Consider the following 17,560-nt stretch of genomic DNA (forward strand, 5'->3'; position numbering starts at 1 on the left):
CTACCGCTCTACAAAACCGCCCAAACTACCTCGGGGTTCGCTCCATCGTTCCACTACTCCATCGACCCTTCCCGGCGTGTCGCAACCTTTGAGCAGCTCCAACAGCTTGACGCACGCCTCCCGCGGGCCCTCGGCGACGACCTCGACCCGGCCGTCGTCGGTGTTCCGCGCCCAGCCGGCAAGGCCGAGCTCCAACGCCCTCGCGCGCGTCCACCACCGGAAGCCCACCCCCTGGACCCTCCCCCGCACCCAGGCGGTTACTCGGACGTTTTCCGAACCTTTGTCGCCATTACTCTTCGTATCCGTCATGCCGCCACCGTCTCATGCCGCCGTACGACTTCCATGGCCAACTCGTTGAAGGCGAGGATCGAGGCCGTACGTCCGGCGCGCAGCCAGGCCAGGCCCAGGATCGACGGAGGCAGGCCGTCGACCGGCACGAACGCGATGTCGGGACGGCGATGGTGGTCGGCGCTCGGCTTGCAGAAGAGCATGCCGCCGCGGTTCAGCGCGACCTGCGTCAGGCCCTCCTGGGTGGTGGCCACCGAACCGGCCCGCGCGATCGGCCGCCCGGACGGGGTGAGGGTGGGGGCGATGTGCTCCTGCCAGCGGCGCGGCGCGGGGTCGTCGAGGCCGAACAGGGCGACCGAGGCCAGTTCCTCGGCGTCGACGCCGGCGCGGCCGGCCAGCGGATGGCGTACCGACAGCCCCAGCTCGACCGGGCAGTGGTTCAGCTCCGCGCCGCCCTCCAGGTCGGGCTCCTCCAGCGGCAGCAGCGTGAACGTCAGATCCACCCGCCCCTCGCGCAGCTTGCTGAACGGGTCGGAGAGCGGCACCTCGACCAGCTCCACCATGCAACCGGGATACCGCCGCTCGAACGCCGCCACGCTGCCGGTGACGATCTCGGTAGGCGTGGCCAGGAACCCCACCCGCAGCAGGCCCGCCACCTCCCGCGCCGAGGCCGTCGCCCGCGACACGGCCGCCGCCATGCCGTCGTAGGCGGGCCGCAGGTCGGCCAGGAAGCGCCGACCGAGCGGCGTCAGGCCCACCCGCCTGCTGGTGCGGTCGAACAGGCGGCCGCCGATCCGGGTCTCCAGCGACCCGATGAGCTGGCTCACCCGGCCGGGCGACAGATACAGGCGCTCGGCCGTACGCGCGAAGTGCAGCTCCTCGCTCAGCACGACGAAGCACTCCAGTTCTCTGAACTCCATGCCACTCCCCGGACGCGATCGCTTAGCCTGCCTAAAGCAAGGCTTCGAGCTTCGTCATTGTTCCGTCCCCGGCCGATGAGGAGGCTGAACGGCATGACGACTCTTGAGACCTCCACTGTCGCGCGGGCCCGCTGGCTCGCCGTCCTCGCGGTCGCGGTGGGCACCTTCACCATCGTGACCAGCGAGATGCTGCCCGTCGGCCTGTTGACCTCGATCGCCGCCAGCTTGGGCGTGTCCGACGGCACCGCCGGGCTGATGGTGTCGCTGCCGGGGCTGGTCGCGGCCGTCTCGGCTCCCGTGCTGGCCCTGGCCACCCGGCGGCTGGACCGGCGCGTCCCCCTGCTCGGCCTGATGGCGTTGCTCGCGGTGGCCAACCTGGCGGCGGCGTTCGCGACGAGCTTCCCCGTCATGCTGGGCGCGCGGGTGCTGACCGGGATCAGCATCGGCGGGTTCTGGGCCTTCGCGGCCGGGCTGGGCCTGCGGCTGGTGCCCGAGCGCTCGGTGGGCAGGGCCACGTCGGTGATCCTCGGCGGCGTGTCGGTGGCCTCGGTGCTCGGCGTGCCGGCGGGCACGCTCATCGCCTCGGCGGCGGGGTGGCGCACGTCGTTCGCGGTCATGGGCGGGCTGGCGCTGGTGCTGCTCGGGCTGCTGGCCGCCGTGCTGCCGCCGATGCCGGGCGAGGCCGCCTCGGGCGGCTCCCGCGCGCCGCTGCCGGGGGCGCTGCGGGTCGTGCTGGCGGCGACCGTGCTGATCATCACCGGGCACTTCGCGGCCTACACCTACGTCCGGCCGTTCCTGGAGCAGGTCGCGGACGCCGGTCCCGGCCTGGTCAGCGTCGCCCTGCTGGTGTACGGCGCGGCCGGCGTCGTCGGCAACTTCGTGGCGGGCGCCAGGGCGGCCCGCGACCCCAAGCCGGTGCTGATCGTCCTGGCCCTCCTCATCGCCGCCTCCACGGCGGCGCTGGCGCTGGTCGGGCTGCCCCTGGTCATGCTCGTCGTGTGGGGCCTCGGTTACGGCGGCGTCGGCGTGGCGCTGCAGCTGTGGATCATGCGGTCGGGCGGGGGCGAGCTGGGCACCGCGCTGTTCGTGGGGGCGTTCAACGTCTCGATCGCGCTCGGCTCGTTCGTCGGCGGCCGGGTGGTGGACGGCGTGTCGATCTCGTCGGTGATGTGGCTGGGCGCCGCGCTGGCGCTGCTCACCGCGGCTTTCGCTGGCATTTGGGGCAGGAGTACGACGACCGGTTCATGAACGCCTCCCGCCTGATGGGCGTGCCGCAGCGCGAGCACGGCAGGTCGCGGCGGCCGTAGACCTCCAGCGACCGGTCGAAGTAGCCGCTCTCGCCGTTGACGTTGACGTAGAGGCTGTCGAAGGAGGTGCCGCCCTGCTGGAGGGCGGCGCCCATCACCGTGCGCACGCCGGCCAGCAGCTCGGCGACCTTCGGACGGGTCAGCGTCTCGGTGGGACGGGCCCAGTGGAGCCGGGCGATCCACAACGCCTCGTCGGCGTAGATGTTGCCGACGCCGCTGATCAGCGACTGGTCCAGCAGCGCCCGCTTGATCTCGGTGCGCCTGGCCCTGAGCCGGCGGGTGAACTCCGCCTCGTCGAACGACGCCTCGAACGGGTCGGGCGCGATGTGCGCGATCGGCGCGGGCACGCCGCCGACGAGCGGGGTCAGCATGACGTGGCCGAACGTGCGCTGGTCGACGAAGCGCAGGTCGGGGCCGCCGTCCTCGAAGCGGAGGCGGACGCGCAGGTGCTTCTCGGGCGGCGTCTGCGGATCGACGACGAGCAGCTGGCCGCTCATGCCCAGATGGGCCAGCAGGGCCTCCTCGCCGCCCGACAGGGGCAGCCACAGGTATTTGCCGCGGCGCTCGGCCGACAACACCGTACGGCCCTTCAGGCGGGCGGTGAACTCGTCGGCCCCGGGGACGTGCCGCCGGATCGCGCGCGGGTGGAGCACCTCCGCGGCGGCGATCTCGCGGCCGACGACCCATTGCGCCAGGCCGCGCCTGACGACCTCGACCTCTGGCAGCTCAGGCACCGTGCACCCACCGTCCTCTCGACTTCCCCGGCCGCAGGGCATGCCGCGACGGGGACGGATCCGCAGTCACAACGCCGGACGCGGGCCGGGGCTTCCCGTGCGCCGGGGTCAGCCGGCGGGCTGGCTCTCGCGCTGCTCGCGGCGGGCCCGGATGCGCGTCCAGGCCGCCTCGGCCGCCTGCTGCTCGGCCTCCTTCTTGCTGCGCCCGCTGCCCGAGCCGTAGGACTCGCCGCCCACGCGCACCATGGCCGTGAACGACTTGGCGTGGTCGGGGCCGCTCTCCTCGACGTGGTACTCGGGCACGCCGAGCGCCTCGGAGGCGGTGAGCTCCTGCAGGGACGTCTTCCAGTCGAGCCCCGCGCCCAGCGAGGCCGAGCGCACGATCAGCGGGTCGAACAGCAGGTGGACGACCCGGAACGCCTCGTCGAGGCCCTTGTCCACGTAGATCGCGCCGATCAGCGCCTCCAGCGTGTCGGCCAGGATCGAGGACTTGTCGCGCCCGCCGGTGCCCTCCTCGCCCCTGCCGAGCCGCAGGAACCGGCCCAGGCCCAGGTTGCGGGCGACGTCGGCCAGCGCGCGCATGTTCACCACGGCGGCGCGCAGCTTGGCGAGCTGCCCCTCGGGCAGGTCGGGGTGGTTGCGGTAGAGGGTGTCGGTGACCACGAGACCCAGCACCGAGTCGCCGAGGAACTCCAGGCGCTCGTTGGTGGGCAGGCCGCCGTTCTCGTACGCGTAGGAGCGGTGCGTCAGCGCCCGCTCGAGGATGTCGGGGTCGAGGCCGACGACCAGGACCCGCTGCAGCTCTTCCCTGGCGACCTCCACGGCCACCGGCTTAGGACCTGCGCCCACGTGTTTCCTCCTCGGACATCTTCACAAGGCGGCCGCGGAAGATGCCCGAAAACGTGGTGGGCGTCGGGGTAACGGGTAGCCCCGGCGTCCACCACGGCCGCGGGCGAACCGCCGCCGTACGCATCTACAGACGTTAACGCCGACCGAGGCACAATGGCACCCGGTCGGCATCACGTCAACTGCTGACGGTGAAACCCGCTCCGAACACGACGGGCGGGCCTGCTGTCAGTGTGATCAGGCGGACGGCTCGATGACCTGACGACGGTTGTAGGTGCCGCAGGTGGGGCACGCGATGTGCGGCTGCTTGGGCGAACGGCACTGCGGGCAGCTCACCAGGGCGACAGCAGTCGTCTTCCACTGGGAGCGACGGGCGCGGGTGTTGCTCCGCGACATCTTTCGCTTCGGGACGGCCACGTCACTTCTCCTGATCGTTATCGTTCTCGGAAACCAGACCTTGCAACGACGCCCAGCGGGCATCGATCTTCTCGTGCCGGTGATCGTCGCCGGCCTCGGCCAGCTTGATCCCGCACTCCGTGCAGAGCCCCTCGCAGTCCTCGCGGCACACGGGGCTCAGCGGCAGTGCGAGCACCACCGCGTCACGGAACGTCGGCTCGAGGTCGAGCAGCTCTCCGTCGAGCAGCGAGTCGTCCTCCGAGGCGTCCTCGTCGGAGTAGAAGAACAGCTCCTGCAGATCGACCTCGATGTCCGAGGTGATCGGGTCAAGGCACCGCGCGCACTCCCCGGCGAGCGGGGCGTGCGCCGTGCCCGAGACGAGCACGCCTTCCATCACTGCTTCGAGCCGGAGGTCCAGCTCGACTTCGGCGTCTTTGGGGACACCGATCATGTCGACGCCGAGGTTAGCCGGTGCCGGAAGGGACAGGGTCATCTGCCGCATCGTGCCCGGTCGCTTCCCCAGATCATGAGTGGAGAGCACCCAAGGGGAGCGGGGGTCGAGGTGCTGAGTCATCCTGCTCTCGCTAGGCATGGCGAAGACGCTCGCCGTCGTACAAGGCCGAAATGAAAGGATACCAGGTCGCGGTCAGCCCCTGAGACGCTCGATGAGCAGCTTGTGCACCAGGTCAGGGACCAGGCCGGACACGTCGCCACCATACCGCGCGATCTCCTTGACCCGGCTGGAGGACAGGAAGGAGTACTCGGGGTTGGTGGGCATGAAGAGCGTCTCGACGCCCGACAGACGGTAGTTGAGCTGGGCCATCTGCAGCTCGTAGTCGAAGTCGCTGACGACCCTGATGCCCTTGACGATGGCGGGGATGTCGTTGTGCTTGCAGAAGTCCACCAGCAGGCCGTGGAACTTCTGCACCTTGACGTTGGGGTACTCCTTCGTCACGGTCTGAAGGATCTCGATCCGTTCGTCGACCGTGAACAGGCTGCTCTTCTCGATGTTGATGAGGACCGCCACGACCACCTCGTCGTACAGGCGGGCCGACCGGCCGATGATGTCGAGGTGGCCATTGGTGATGGGGTCGAACGACCCCGGGCAGACAACGCGGCGCAAGACGCCTCCCAGGTCTACGGGTTCCCGGCGGCGCGACCGTACCAAACGGATGCTTCGCCGTATCTACGGACCCTCTCCTCAACATATCCTTCCGGCCACATCAAGGACTTTCCCCTCGTTTCCCGCTCGAATGCCACCAGCCCCTCGTCCATCAGCCAGCCGTTGTCGCGCAGCAGCTCCAGGACCCGCGTGACCTCCCCGTCACCCAGCGCGTACGGCGGATCGGCGAAGACGATGTCGTACGGCTCCTCCGGCGGTCTGGCCAGGACCCGCTCGACCTTGTCGGCCACCAGCTCGGCGCCTTCCAGGCCGAGAGACCGGATGTTGGCCCTGATCGTCCGGATCGCCTTGGCGTCGGACTCGACGAGCAGCGCGTGGGCCGCGCCCCTGGACAGCGACTCCAGGCCCACGGCGCCCGAACCGGCGTACAGGTCGAGCACGCGGGCCTCGCGCAGGCCGTACAGGGAGTCGAGGGTCAAGAAGATGCCTTCCCTGGCCCTGTCGCTGGTCGGCCTCGTGCCCCGCCCCGGCGGCACGGCCAACCGCCGCCCACCCGCGCTCCCCGCGATGATCCGAGTCATAAGGCCCATTGTTCCGCATGTTCGCCCAGGTCAAGAGTGGACAAGTGTCGGCCTCGACTGCGCAAGGGTGATTCACATCGGCCGGATCGGCCCGCATGATGAGTCTGCGGCCTTCAAGGTGACCCACATGAAGGCCGACCGGCGTGATCGTGAGCCCTTCCGCACGCCGGTTCCCTCGGCACCTGACCCGAGGGTGGGCCCAGCCGGGGACGGCATTCGGGGGGAGGCCGTCCCCGCGGCTGGGCCTTACATCTTCCTTTTTCTTTACGGCTTCGCGTGGTCTTCCCACTCGCCTTACTTCGGCTGACGGCCTTCCATGCAACGGCCTCTGACCCTTCACCGGCTCGCCGCCGTCACGCGAGCCTTCGTTGACCGGCTCCGTGGTTCTCCTGGGCCCTCACGTCTTCTCCAGGTACTCCGCCTTCTCGTCCTCCAGGAGGCGGGCTATCTCGGCGCGCAGGCCCTCGTGGTGGGCCAGTTCGGGGTCCTCCGACAGGAGCTTTGCGGCTTCGTCCCGCGCTGTTGTGATGACGTCCTCGTCCCGCAGAAGCTGCAGGAGCTTCAGCGAGCTGCGCTTGCCCGACTGGGCCGCCCCCAGGACGTCGCCCTCGCGGCGCTGCTCCAGGTCGACGCGGGACAGCTCGAAGCCGTCGAGCGTGGCGGCCACCGCGTCGAGGCGGGCGCGGGCCGGGGTGCCCTCGGGGAAGTCGGAGACCAGCAGGCACAGGCCGGGCAGGCCGCCCCGGCCCACCCGCCCGCGCAGTTGGTGGAGCTGGGAGACGCCGAAGCGGTCGGCGTCCATGATGATCATCACCGAGGAGTTGGGCACGTCGACGCCCACCTCGATGACGGTGGTGGCGATCAGCACGTCGAGCTCGCCCTTGGTGAAGGAGCGCATGATCGCGTCCTTCTCCTCCGGCGGGAGCTTGCCGTGCAGGGTGCCGACCCGCAGGTCCTGGAACGGGCCCTGGGTGAGCAGTTCGGCGACCTCCAGCACGGCCAGCGGCGGACGGCGGTCGTCGTCGCCCCCCGCCGCCGCCAGGTCGCCCTCGTCGCCCTCCAGGTCGCCGATCCGCGGGCACACGATGTACGCCTGCCTGCCCAGCTCCACCTCCTCGCGCACCCGCTGCCAGGTGCGTTCGAGATAGTGGGGCTTCTCGGCGGCCGGCACGACGTGCGTGGTGATGGGCGCGCGCCCCGACGGGAGCTGCGACAGCGTCGAGACCTCAAGGTCGCCGAAGACCGTCATGGCGACCGTGCGCGGGATCGGGGTCGCGGTCATCACCAGCACGTGCGGACGGCCCCCGCCCGCCTTCTCGCGCAACGCGTCACGCTGCTCCACGCCGAAGCGGTGCTGCTCGTCGACCACGACCAGCCCCAGGTCGGCGAACTGCACGTGCTCCTGGAGCAGGGCGTGCGTGCCGACCACGATGCCCGCCGTGCCCGAGGCCGCGTCGAGCAGCGCCGCACGCCGCGCCGCCGCGCCCATCGAGCCCGTCAGCAGCGTGACCGCCGTGCCGCCGAACATGCCGCCCTGGGCCAGCTCGCCCAGCATGTTCGTGATCGAGCGGTGGTGCTGCTGGGCCAGCACCTCCGTAGGGGCCAGCAGCGCGGCCTGGCCGCCCGCGTCGACCACCTGGAGCATCGCGCGCAGTGCCACGACCGTCTTGCCCGCGCCCACCTCGCCCTGCAGCAGCCGGTGCATCGGGTGCTCCAGCGCCAGGTCGGCCGCGATCTCCTCCCCCACCTGCGCCTGCCCCTCGGTGAGCGAGAACGGCAGCCGCCCGTCGAAGTCGGCCAGCATGCCGTCGGAACGCCTCGGCCGCGGCCTGGCCGGCCACGCCGTGGCCGCCTGACGGCGCTGGAGCAGCACCGCCTGCAGCACGAACGCCTCGTCGAACTTCAGCCGCTTGCGCGCCCGGCCCACGTCGGCGAGGTCCTTCGGCCGGTGGATGGCCACCAGCGCCTCGGCGAGCGGCTGGAGGCCGTGCCTGGCCCGCAGGTCGGCGGGCAGCGGATCGTCGAGCGGGCCCAGCGTGTCGAGCACCACGCCGACCGCCCGGCGGATCGCCCACGGCGTGACGTCCTTGCCCGCCGGGTAGATCGGCACCGGCGCGGACGCGAACTCCTCGGCGCTCGCCTCGGCCTCCTCCTCGAACAGCTCGAACTCGGGGTGCGAGAGCTGCCAGCGCGGCTTGGAGCGCGCCCCGAACAGCCCCACCTTGCCGGCGAACATGCCGCGCCGCCCCGGCTTGAGCCGCGACTCGGCCACGTGCGAGCCCTTGCCGAAGAACGCCAGGTAGATGCGGTTGCCGTTGCCGTCGACGACCTCGGCCTCCAGCCACGTGCCGCCGCGGTTGCGCATGGGCTTGCGCATCAGCCTGGTCACCTCGCCGACCACGGTGACGTGCTCGTCGACCTCCAGCGCGTCGAGCGAGGTCAGCTCGCCGCGCTCGGCGTAGCGGCGCGGGTAGTGGCGCAGCAGGTCGCCGACCGTCTCCAGGCCGAGCACGCTGTGCAGCAGCTTGGCGGTCTTCGGGTCGAGCGCTTTGGTCAGGGGCTCGTCGAAACGGCTCACGGGATCCAGTTCTACCGCCTGCGGCCGACAGGAATCCCGCACCGGGCCCGGGAGTCGCCCGTGGAAGGGGCCGCGCCGGGCCCCGGGGCGCCCACGGAAGAGGCTGCCCGCAGGCCTGGGAGTCGCTCGCGGAAGGGGTGCGCGCCGCTACTCGACGCCGATCAGCAGCGGGTAGCCGCCCTGCTCGCCGTCGTAGACGACCAGGTCGACGTCCGGCCGCGTGCGCCGCAGGTGGTCCTCCAGCCGGACGGCCAGCCGTTCGGGCAGGTCGGAGCCCGTGACCAGGGTCACCAGCTCGCCACCGCCGGCCACCATCCGGTCGATGATCAGCCTCGCCACGCGCTCCAGGTCGCCGCCGATCACCGCCACGTCCCCGTCGATCAGGCCGAGCACGTCGCCCGGCCGGCACACGCCCGCGCTGGTGAACGCCTCCCTGTCCGCCACCGCCAGATGTCCGTACCTGGTGTGGCCGGCGGCGTCCGTCATGGCCACCACGTCGTCGTCGAACCGGCGCAGCGGGTCGTGCACGGCCAGCGCCGACAGCCCCTGCACGGTCGCCCTGGTCGGCAGGACGCTGACGGCCACGCCGTCCTCGCGGGCGATCTCCGCCGCCGCGACGGCGACCGCGAGGACACCCTCGTCGTTCGGCAGCACGGCCACCTCGGCGCCCGCCTGCCTGATCGCGGCCAGCAGCTCCGGCAGCGCGGGCCGGGTGCCGGGCGCGCGGCGCACCACGACCGCGCCGCTCTCCTCGAACAGCGCCGCGATCCCGTCACCGGCCGCCACCGCCACCACGCCCCTGCCCGCCCTGCCCCGATGCGTGCGCTCGGCCAGGTACGTGATCCTGACCCGGTGCGGACGTCCCGCCCGCAGCCCCGCCTCCACGGCCGCCCCCGCGTCGGCCACGTGCACGTGCACGTTCCACAGGCCCTCGCCGCCCACCACGACCAGCGACTCGCCCATGGCGTCGAGCTCGTCGCGCAGCGCGGCCACCGCGCGCTCGTCGGCGTCCAGCAGGTACATCACCTCGTAGCCGGCGCCCACCTCGGTCATCGGCGTGACCCGACCGGTCGGCGCCGGCACGTCGTAGTGGTCGCTGTAGGAGTCGGTGAGCACGGCGGCCAGGGTCTCCAGCACGATCGCCGCCCCCGCGCCGCCCGCGTCCACGACCCCGCTGCGGGCCAGCACGTCGAGCTGCCCCGGCGTGCGGCGCACCGCGGCCCGCGCCTCCCGCGCCGCCTGCCGCGCCACCTCGCCCGCGTCGCCGTCGGCGTCCCGGGCGGCCCGGGCGGCCGACTCCAGCACGGTCAGCACCGTGCCCTCGACCGGCCTGGCCACGGCCTCCCTGGCGAGCGTGGCCGCCCTGACCAGACCGGCGCGCAGGTCGGAGCCGTCCTTGAGCACCTCGGCCAGCCCGCGCAGCGCCTGGCTGACGATGACCCCCGAGTTGCCGTGCGCCCCCACCAGCGCCCCGTAGGCGAGCGTCTGCCACACCACGGCCACGTCGACGTCGTCGGGCAGGGACTCGACGGCCTCGGCCGCCGACAGCATGGTCAGGTGCAGGTTCGTGCCGGTGTCGCCGTCGGCCACGGGGAACACGTTGAGCGCGTCGATCTCCGATCTCGCCCGGCCGAGGGCGTCGGCGGCCAGGCGGGCCCAGCGGCGCACCGCGGGCGGGTCGAGGGCCTTCATCTGCGCTCCTTCGACCTCCCCGCATGCGCTACCTTGTTGGAGGAGAATATCCCCGCACCGGCCACCGTCCAGTGCTCTGGTTCGCGCCCAATGGTGTGGATCAGATATTCTCGTCTGGCTGGCCGGTTGTCCCGGCATGCCCTCCGCCCGGAAAGCATCAGCGGACAGGGCTACATCGACTGTTATAAGGAGCGATACCGTGGCTTCCGTCTGCGATGTCTGCCGCAAGGGGCCGACCTTCGGCAACAACGTGTCCCACTCGCACCGCCGTACCCGTCGTCGTTGGAACCCCAACATCCAGACGGTCCGCGCGGTCGTCGGCGGCACGCCGAAGAAGCTGAACGTGTGCACCTCGTGCATCAAGGCGGGCAAGGTCACCCGCTAGTTCTCGTCTTTCGCGAAGCCCGCCGCTCCTGATCACCGGAGCGGCGGGCTTTCGTCGTGCCCGCCCCCTGGCCCGCCCCGCCATGGGACGGGCTCAAGGGTCAGCGCCAGCGCCAGGCGTGGTCCACCGGGCCGATGCCGGAGCCCAGGGGGAAGCCGCGGGCGATCGCGCCCGTCACGTACTCCTTGGCCCTCCCCACCGCCGTCGGGACGTCGTCGCCGAGCGCGAGCCGGGACGCCAGGGCCGAGGCCAGGGTGCAGCCCGTGCCGTGGGTGTGCCGGTTGTCGAGGCGTTCGGCGGCGAAGCGGTGCTCGGTCGTGCCGTCGGTCAGGAGGTCGACGGGGGCGCCGGGCAGATGGCCGCCCTTGATGAGGGCCCAGGACGGCCCCAGCGCGAGCACGGCGTCGGCGGCCCTGCGCAGGTCTCCCTCGTCCTCGACCTTGACCGAGGTGAGCTGCTCCACCTCCCACAGGTTCGGCGTCACGACCGTGGCCACGGGCAGCAGGCGCGTCCTGAGCGTGTCGACGGCCTCGGGGGCGAGCAGGGAGTCGCCGTGCTTGGACACCCCGACGGGATCGACCACCACCGGCGCGTCATAGGCCCCCAGCACCTCGGCCACCGTCTCCACCAGCACCGGCGAGGCCAGCATGCCGGTCTTGACGGCCTGCGCCCCGATGTCGCCCAGCACGGAGTCGAGCTGCGCGCGCACGGCCTCGGGCGGCAGCTCCCAGTAGCCCTGGACGCCCAGCGAGTTCTGGGCCGTGACGGCGGCGATCACGCTCATGCCGTGCACGCCCATCGCCATCATGGTCTTCAGGTCGGCCTGGATGCCCGCGCCGCCTCCGGAATCGGAGCCCGCGACGGTCAGCACACGTGGAGGGGTCGTCATGAACCCCATCCAACCACTCGACCGGCACCAAGCAGGCACTCAGCCCATCGCGCACTCCCCGCCGACCAGCCCGCACGCGCCCGGCTCCTGCGCCTTCCCCGTCGCCGAGTACGTGACGCTCACCGAGTCCCCGGCGGCCAGCGAGCCCGACAGGTCGATGATCAGCAGGTCGCCGTCCTGGGTCCAGGAGCCGCCGTTCACGTCCATCACGCGGCCCTCGACCGGGAGGGAGAAGGTGGCGTTCGCCAGCGGGGCCGGCGACTGGTTGGTGACGCGCAGCGTGGCCGAGTACGAGGTGAGCCGCTGCTTGACCGTCTGCCGCACGTTGACCGAGCCGCCGCTGCCGCCGTACCCGGACGTGGAGGTGGTCGCGGGCGCGGGGCTGCTGCCCACCGTGGGGACGACGCCGGTGTCGGAGTTGCCCAGGGGCGTGCCGTCGTCGGTCGGGGCCTCGGAGATCGTCTCCTCGGCCGGCGGCTCCGGCTCCCGCGTCGGCTTGGCCGAGGCCTTCGTCCGCGTCCTGGTGGGCGTGGGGGTGGGGGCCGTGCTGCGGCGCGGGGCGCGGTTGCCGACCGTGGGGGCGGTGGTCGTCGGGGCGTCGGAGGGCGTGCTCGTCTCCTCGTCCTCCGTCGGCTCCTCGGAGGGCTCTTCCTCCTCCGTGCCGGGGTCGGAGACCGCGGCGGTCGAGGGGCTGGTGCTGGTGTGGACGGCGGCGCAGCTCGCGTCCGCGCACTTGCCGGGGTCGTCCGAGGAGCTCATGAGCTTCACCCCGGCGACCGTGCCGCCGAGCACGACGGCCACGGCGGCGACCGACAGCAGCGCCATGCGGGCCCTGCCCTTGCCGCTGCCGCCGCCGGCAGGCGGGTTCAGGCCGTCGTCGTCGCCACCGCCGCCGCCCCTGGGCGACTTGCGCCGGCCGCCGCGGCGACGGCCACGGGACTCGGACTCGTCCAGGTCGTCGAGGTCCTGGTCGGAGGACCAGCCCGAACGCAGGAAGCCGGTTTCGGCCTCCGCCCAGGCGGGCGTGTGCGCGGCGGTCGGCTCCCCGGCCACCTTCACGTCACCGGGCTCCGGCGGCCTGGCATGGAAAGCGGTGTCGGCTCCGGCGGGCACGTCGAACCTGGCCGTGCTTCCGGGCTCCGGCACGTCGAACCTGGCGGTGCCACCGGGTCCAGGCATGTCGAACCTGGCCGTGCCGCCCGGCTCCTGGGTGTCGAAGGGGCCGGTGTTCCCGCCCTGCCTGTCGAAGGGGCCGGTGTTCCCGCCCTGCCTGTCGAAGGGGCCGGTGTTCCCGCCCTGCCTGTCGAACGGGCCGCTGTCAGGGCCCTGGGCGTCGAACGGGCCGGTGTTCCGCCGGGGGGCGTCGAAGGGGCCCGGGGTGCGGCCGGAGGCGTCGAAGCTTGGCGGCGGCCCGAAGGCGGACGTGGCGTCGGGCTGGGAAGAGGGGCCGACGGCGTCCCAGTCGGCCGGGCGGGCGAACGCGCCCGTCACCTCGAACGGCCCGGCCCCGTTCGGCTCGGGGTAGGGGGAGCCGGAGAACTGGGGGCCGTTCGGCGGCGGAAAGGGCCCGGAGGGGGCGTCGGACGGCGGGAACCCCGGGGCGGCGTCGGCGGGCACGGCGAAGGCGCCCGTGGTCTCGAACGGCTCGGGCTGCCTGCCGCTGCGCTGCGGCGGGCCGTCCTCGCGGCGCGGCATCGGGGCCCACTGCCCCGTCACCTCGACCTGGTCCGGCAACGCCGGCCAGCCCGGCGCCTCGGCCGGGTCGTCGGGACCCCAGAAAGCGCTGCCGTTCCCCCGTTCATCCCCATCGTCGGATCCACCGGTGCCGTGGCGGCCCATGGCTGCCCTTTCTCGCGGTTACAGTGGCCGCCAATCTTCATAACACCTTTACTACGTCCTTGTCACAACAATCCCGCTAGTCCTACCCTAAATCCGGAAAATTTCACGTAAATCGGGACAAGTCATCACCGAAAGTGATCCCAGCCGCCCTGCCCCACCTGGCGGCCGTGCACCAGGACGCCCTCCCCCTCGACCACCCGGCCCACGACCTGCCACGACGGCGGCAGCCGTACGTCAGGCGGGAAGACCGCGGCGAGCGCGTGATCCTCACCACCCGTGAGCACCCATTCGAGCGGATCCTGCCCCAGCTCCGCGGCCGCCGCCGCCACCGGCTCCCCCACGGCGAACGACCCGGGATCGAGCTCGACGCGTACGCCGCTGGCCGCGGCCACGTGCCCGAGGTCCTGCACCAGGCCGTCGCTGACGTCGAGCATGGCGCTCGCGCCCAGCGCGGCCGCCCGCGGCCCCTCCGCGTACGGCGGGCAGGGCCGTCGGTGGGCGGTCACCGCCTCCGCCAGCGCGCCGGAACCCGCGGCGACCCCGGCGGCCAGCAGCGCCAGCCCCGCGGCGGCGTACCCCAGCCGCCCGGCCACGGCCACCACGTGCCCCGGCCGCGCCCCGGACCGCGTCACCGGCGCCCGCCCGCGCAGGTCGCCCAGCGCGGTCACCCCGATGACCACCAGGTCCGACCGGGTGATGTCGCCGCCGACCACGCTCGCGCCGACCACCGCGCACTCCTCGCGGAACCCGTCGGTCAGGGCGTCCAGCCAGGCCACCGGCAGCTCGGCGGGGATGCCGAGCCCGACCACGATGGACGTCGGGACGGCCCCCATGGCGGCGATGTCGGCCAGGTTCTGGGCTGCGGCCTTGCGGCCCACGTCGCGCCCGCCGGACCAGTCGAGCCGGAAGTGCCTGCGCTCGACCAGCAGATCGGTCGAGACGACCACCCGCCCGTCGGGCGCGGCGACCATGGCGGCGTCGTCACCCGGGCCGAGCATGACCCCCTCTCCCTGGGGCAGGCGTCCGGCAATACGATTGACGACACCGAACTCGCCGAGATCTCCGACTGTGATGACGCACCTCCTGACGCACACAGGGTACGGTGGCCCTTCGGCGTGATCCAATCGCCCGGGAGGACGTGATGGTGCAGGCCTACATCCTTATTCAGACCGAGGTCGGCAAGGCCGCCGCCGTTGCCGAGGAGATCTCCGGAATTCCGGGGGTCACCCAGGCGGAAGACGTGACGGGGCCTTACGACGTGATCGTCCGTGCTGAGGCGCGCAACGTCGACGAGCTCGGCAAGCTGGTCGTGGCGCAGATTCAGGCGGTGGAAGGGATCACGCGTACTCTTACGTGTCCGATCGTTCATATCTGACACATTCGAGGTCTGGGTTCCATGCGCGCCGCCGCCGTTCTGTTCCTTCTTCTGGCACTAGCCGGCTGCGGTGGCGTGGTACAGGTCGATCCGCCCAAGCCTTCGGGGGAGGCTGCGGCGGCCTGTGACAGGCTCGCGTCCCTGCTGCCCAAGACGCTCGACGGCGCCGAGCGCGGCACGTCGGAGCCGGCCTCGCCGTACGTGGCGGTCTGGGGGGAGGCGTCCATCGCGGTGCGCTGCGGTGTGCCGCGGCCGGCCCGGATGGCGCCGACCGACCAGCTCCGGGAGATCGACGGGGTGGGCTGGTTCGCCGATCCGGACAAGCCCACCCTGTTCACCGCGGTGGCCGCGCCCACGTACGTGGAGGTCACGGTCGGCGGCGACCACGCGGCGCCCGACGTGCTGGCCGAGCTGTCGGGGCCGATCGGGCGGGCCGTCTCAACGCAGGCCGGGTGAGCGCGACAGCGCGAGCTGGATCAGCCGGTCGACCAGCTGCGGGTACGACAGCCCCGAGGCCGCCCAGAGCTGCGGCGCGACCGACAACGAGGTGAACCCGGGCATCGTGTTGATCTCGTTGAAGATCAGCCGGCCGTCGGGCGTGTAGAAGAAGTCGACCCTGGACAGACCCTCGCAGTCGAGCGCCTCGAAGGCCCGCACGGCCATCGCGCGCAGCTCCTCCGCGGTCTCGGCCGGGATGTCGGCGGGCACGGTGAGCGACATCTGGTCGGGGTAGTACTTGGCCTCGAAGTCGAAGAACTCCTGGCCGCCCTCGACCTTGACCTCGCCCGGGATCGACGCGGCGGCGGGCTCGTCGCCGAGCGACTCCAGCACCGCGCACTCGATCTCGCGGCCCTCGATCGCGGCCTCGATCAGCACCTTGGGGTCGTGCACCCGGGCGGACTCGACGGCCGCCTCCAGCTCGGCGCGGTCGTGGGCCTTGGAGATGCCCTGCGAGGAGCCGGCCCTGGCGGGCTTGACGAACACCGGGAAGCCGAGCTCCTCGGCCTCCTTCAGCACGCACTCGCGGTTGAGCCGCCAGTCGCGGTCGCGGACGACGACGTAACGGCCGACCGGCAGCCCGGCGGCGGCCATCACGGTCTTCATGTGCGCCTTGTCCATGCCGACGGCGCTGGCCAGCACGCCGGAGCCGACGTAGCGGACGCCGGCCATCTCCAGCAGGCCCTGGATGGTGCCGTCCTCGGCGAACGGGCCGTGCATGACGGGGAAGACGACGTCGACCGTGCCGAGCTCGACCGGGATGCTCCCGGGGTCGTAGGCCACCAGCCCGGCGCCGCCGCTGGGCAGCGCGAGCGCGGCTCCGGAGGTGTCGACCGCGGGCAGCTCCCCGGCCTCGATGGCGAACCGCTGGTCGGACGCGGCGAGCACCCACCTGCCGTCCTGGGCGATCCCGACCGGGATCACCTCGTACTTACTCCTGTCGATCACATCCAGCACGCTGCCCGCGCCCATGAGGGACACGGCATGCTCAGAATTGCGACCTCCGAAAACGACGGCGACGCGTGGCTTGCTCATGACGTCCGAATCTACCGGGGTGTCCCCCTGACAGCGAGTCGAGCGCGCGGTGGCGTCCGGATTCACAGGCCGTACCGTTCGGGTTTGGGCGAGCGGGACATGAGCAGCATGCCCGCCTCCGACGGCGACATGCCGTCGTGCACGACCCCGACGACCACCTCGGTGATCGGCATCTCGACGTCGTGCTTCCTGGCCAGCTCAAGGACGGACTCGCAGGACTTCACGCCCTCGGCGGTCTGCTTGGTGGCGGCGACGACCTCGGCGAGGGTCATGCCGCGGCCCAGGTTCTCGCCGAAGGTGCGGTTGCGCGACAGCGGCGAGGTGCAGGTGGCCACCAGGTCGCCCATGCCGGCCAGCCCGGCGAAGGTGTGGGGGTCGGCGCCGAGCGCGGCGCCCAGGCGGGAGATCTCGGCCAGGCCCCTGGTGATGAGCATGGCGCTGACGTTGTCGCCCATGCCCATGCCCGCCGAGACGCCCACGGCCAGCGCGATCACGTTCTTCACCGCGCCGCCCAGCTCGACGCCGACCACGTCGGTGTTGGTGTACGGCCGGAACCACGGCGGCAGGTGGCAGGCGGCCTGGAGGCGTTCGGCGACCGACTCGTCGGTGCAGGCGACGACCGTGGCGGCGGGCTGGCGGTGGGCGATCTCCTTGGCCAGGTTGGGCCCGGACACCACCGCGACCCGCTCCTCGGGCACCTCGGCGACCTCGCGGATCACCTCGCTCATGCGCTTGGTCGTGCCCAGCTCGACGCCCTTCATGAGGCTGACCAGGACCGCGTTCGGCGGGATGTGCTCGCGCCAGGCGGTCAGGTTGGGCCGCAACATCTGCGAGGGCACGGCCAGCACCACGAAGTCGGCGCCGTCGAGCGCGCGCACGGGGTCGGTGGTGGCGCGCAGCGCCTCGGGCAGCGTCACGCCGGGCAGGTAGTCGGGGTTGGCGTGGTCCTTGTCGATCGCCTCGACCAGCTCCGGCCTGCGCCCCCACAGCGTGACCTCGTTGCCCGCCTCGGCGAGGACCATGGCGAACGTGGTGCCCCACGAGCCCGTGCCGAGAACGGCTGCCTTTGTCATG

At 72.1% G+C, this 17,560-nt stretch carries 19 protein-coding genes; 4 read left to right on the plus strand and 15 right to left on the minus strand.

Annotated features, from left to right (window positions below):
• Both ACFYUV_RS22270 and ACFYUV_RS22275 read right to left on the minus strand, forming a co-directional pair.
• A complete protein-coding gene (locus tag ACFYUV_RS22270; protein ID WP_387670990.1) occupies positions 1-309 on the minus strand; it encodes an acylphosphatase in 309 nt (102 codons plus the stop codon).
• The gene (locus ACFYUV_RS22275) at positions 306-1,208 is read right to left on the minus strand and encodes a LysR family transcriptional regulator (protein ID WP_364330347.1); all 903 of its coding nucleotides are present in this window, start codon (positions 1,206-1,208) and stop codon (positions 306-308) included. The genes ACFYUV_RS22270 and ACFYUV_RS22275 overlap by 4 nt, the downstream gene beginning before the upstream one ends.
• A gap of 93 nt (positions 1,209-1,301) precedes the next feature.
• Here ACFYUV_RS22275 and ACFYUV_RS22280 point away from each other — a divergent pair, with 93 nt between their 5' ends.
• Positions 1,302-2,456, plus strand: coding sequence for an MFS transporter (locus ACFYUV_RS22280; RefSeq protein ID WP_387670992.1), 1,155 nt, complete (start codon positions 1,302-1,304; stop codon positions 2,454-2,456).
• On the opposite strand, the gene mutM is transcribed toward ACFYUV_RS22280, so the two are convergent.
• From mutM to ACFYUV_RS22320, 8 genes are all read right to left on the minus strand, one after another.
• Positions 2,404-3,249, minus strand: coding sequence for a bifunctional DNA-formamidopyrimidine glycosylase/DNA-(apurinic or apyrimidinic site) lyase (mutM, locus tag ACFYUV_RS22285; protein WP_357973056.1), 846 nt, complete (start codon positions 3,247-3,249; stop codon positions 2,404-2,406). The genes ACFYUV_RS22280 and mutM overlap by 53 nt on opposite strands.
• A gap of 108 nt (positions 3,250-3,357) precedes the next feature.
• Positions 3,358-4,077 (minus strand): ribonuclease III, encoded by a 720-nt coding sequence (gene rnc / locus ACFYUV_RS22290; protein ID WP_387671298.1) that lies wholly within the window; start codon positions 4,075-4,077, stop codon positions 3,358-3,360.
• 255 nt (positions 4,078-4,332) lie between these two features.
• Positions 4,333-4,512: a 50S ribosomal protein L32 gene (gene rpmF / locus ACFYUV_RS22295; protein WP_033409409.1), complete on the minus strand. Its 180-nt coding sequence runs from the start codon at positions 4,510-4,512 to the stop codon at positions 4,333-4,335.
• A gap of 1 nt (position 4,513) precedes the next feature.
• The gene (locus ACFYUV_RS22300; RefSeq protein WP_387670994.1) at positions 4,514-5,083 is read right to left on the minus strand and encodes a YceD family protein; all 570 of its coding nucleotides are present in this window, start codon (positions 5,081-5,083) and stop codon (positions 4,514-4,516) included.
• A gap of 54 nt (positions 5,084-5,137) precedes the next feature.
• Positions 5,138-5,614 carry a pantetheine-phosphate adenylyltransferase gene (gene coaD / locus ACFYUV_RS22305; RefSeq protein ID WP_352324821.1) on the minus strand — a complete coding sequence of 159 codons (477 nt, stop codon included), beginning with the start codon at positions 5,612-5,614 and terminating at the stop codon, positions 5,138-5,140.
• A 14-nt stretch (positions 5,615-5,628) separates the two neighbouring features.
• Entirely contained in the window at positions 5,629-6,195 is a 567-nt protein-coding gene (gene rsmD / locus ACFYUV_RS22310) for a 16S rRNA (guanine(966)-N(2))-methyltransferase RsmD (RefSeq protein ID WP_358288503.1), read from the minus strand.
• Between the two features lie 397 nt (positions 6,196-6,592).
• Entirely contained in the window at positions 6,593-8,773 is a 2,181-nt protein-coding gene (gene recG, locus ACFYUV_RS22315; RefSeq protein WP_387670997.1) for an ATP-dependent DNA helicase RecG, read from the minus strand.
• A gap of 147 nt (positions 8,774-8,920) precedes the next feature.
• Positions 8,921-10,465, minus strand: a complete 1,545-nt coding sequence (locus tag ACFYUV_RS22320) for a DAK2 domain-containing protein (protein ID WP_387670998.1) — start codon at positions 10,463-10,465, stop codon at positions 8,921-8,923.
• Between the two features lie 199 nt (positions 10,466-10,664).
• Between ACFYUV_RS22320 and rpmB the strand changes: the two genes are divergently transcribed.
• Positions 10,665-10,850, plus strand: a complete 186-nt coding sequence (gene rpmB, locus ACFYUV_RS22325) for a 50S ribosomal protein L28 (protein ID WP_043618345.1) — start codon at positions 10,665-10,667, stop codon at positions 10,848-10,850.
• Positions 10,851-10,950: 100 nt separating this feature from the next.
• Here the strand turns inward: rpmB and thiD are convergent, their stop codons facing one another.
• From thiD to ACFYUV_RS22340, 3 genes are all read right to left on the minus strand, one after another.
• The gene (gene thiD / locus ACFYUV_RS22330) at positions 10,951-11,748 is read right to left on the minus strand and encodes a bifunctional hydroxymethylpyrimidine kinase/phosphomethylpyrimidine kinase (protein ID WP_364330366.1); all 798 of its coding nucleotides are present in this window, start codon (positions 11,746-11,748) and stop codon (positions 10,951-10,953) included.
• 30 nt (positions 11,749-11,778) lie between these two features.
• Positions 11,779-13,578, minus strand: coding sequence for a hypothetical protein (locus ACFYUV_RS22335; RefSeq protein ID WP_387671000.1), 1,800 nt, complete (start codon positions 13,576-13,578; stop codon positions 11,779-11,781).
• Positions 13,579-13,703: 125 nt separating this feature from the next.
• Positions 13,704-14,672: a thiamine-phosphate kinase gene (locus tag ACFYUV_RS22340; protein ID WP_387671001.1), complete on the minus strand. Its 969-nt coding sequence runs from the start codon at positions 14,670-14,672 to the stop codon at positions 13,704-13,706.
• 47 nt (positions 14,673-14,719) lie between these two features.
• Between ACFYUV_RS22340 and ACFYUV_RS22345 the strand changes: the two genes are divergently transcribed.
• Together ACFYUV_RS22345 and ACFYUV_RS22350 are read left to right on the plus strand one after the other, a co-directional pair.
• Complete coding sequence (locus ACFYUV_RS22345; RefSeq protein WP_125637145.1) at positions 14,720-14,953, plus strand: Lrp/AsnC family transcriptional regulator; 234 nt, start codon at positions 14,720-14,722, stop codon at positions 14,951-14,953.
• Positions 14,954-15,028: 75 nt separating this feature from the next.
• Positions 15,029-15,409 carry a DUF3515 domain-containing protein gene (locus ACFYUV_RS22350; protein WP_387671003.1) on the plus strand — a complete coding sequence of 127 codons (381 nt, stop codon included), beginning with the start codon at positions 15,029-15,031 and terminating at the stop codon, positions 15,407-15,409.
• Here the strand turns inward: ACFYUV_RS22350 and ACFYUV_RS22355 are convergent.
• Positions 15,392-16,486, minus strand: a complete 1,095-nt coding sequence (locus tag ACFYUV_RS22355) for a D-alanine--D-alanine ligase family protein (RefSeq protein ID WP_387671005.1) — start codon at positions 16,484-16,486, stop codon at positions 15,392-15,394. The two genes, ACFYUV_RS22350 and ACFYUV_RS22355, sit on opposite strands and share 18 nt — an antisense overlap.
• A 62-nt stretch (positions 16,487-16,548) precedes the next feature.
• A complete protein-coding gene (locus tag ACFYUV_RS22360) occupies positions 16,549-17,559 on the minus strand; it encodes an NAD(P)H-dependent glycerol-3-phosphate dehydrogenase (RefSeq protein ID WP_352352158.1) in 1,011 nt (336 codons plus the stop codon).
• Position 17,560 lies beyond the last annotated feature (1 nt).

This window comes from Nonomuraea sp. NPDC003560, assembly GCF_042878785.1.
Taxonomy (GTDB): Bacteria; Actinomycetota; Actinomycetes; order Streptosporangiales; family Streptosporangiaceae; genus Nonomuraea.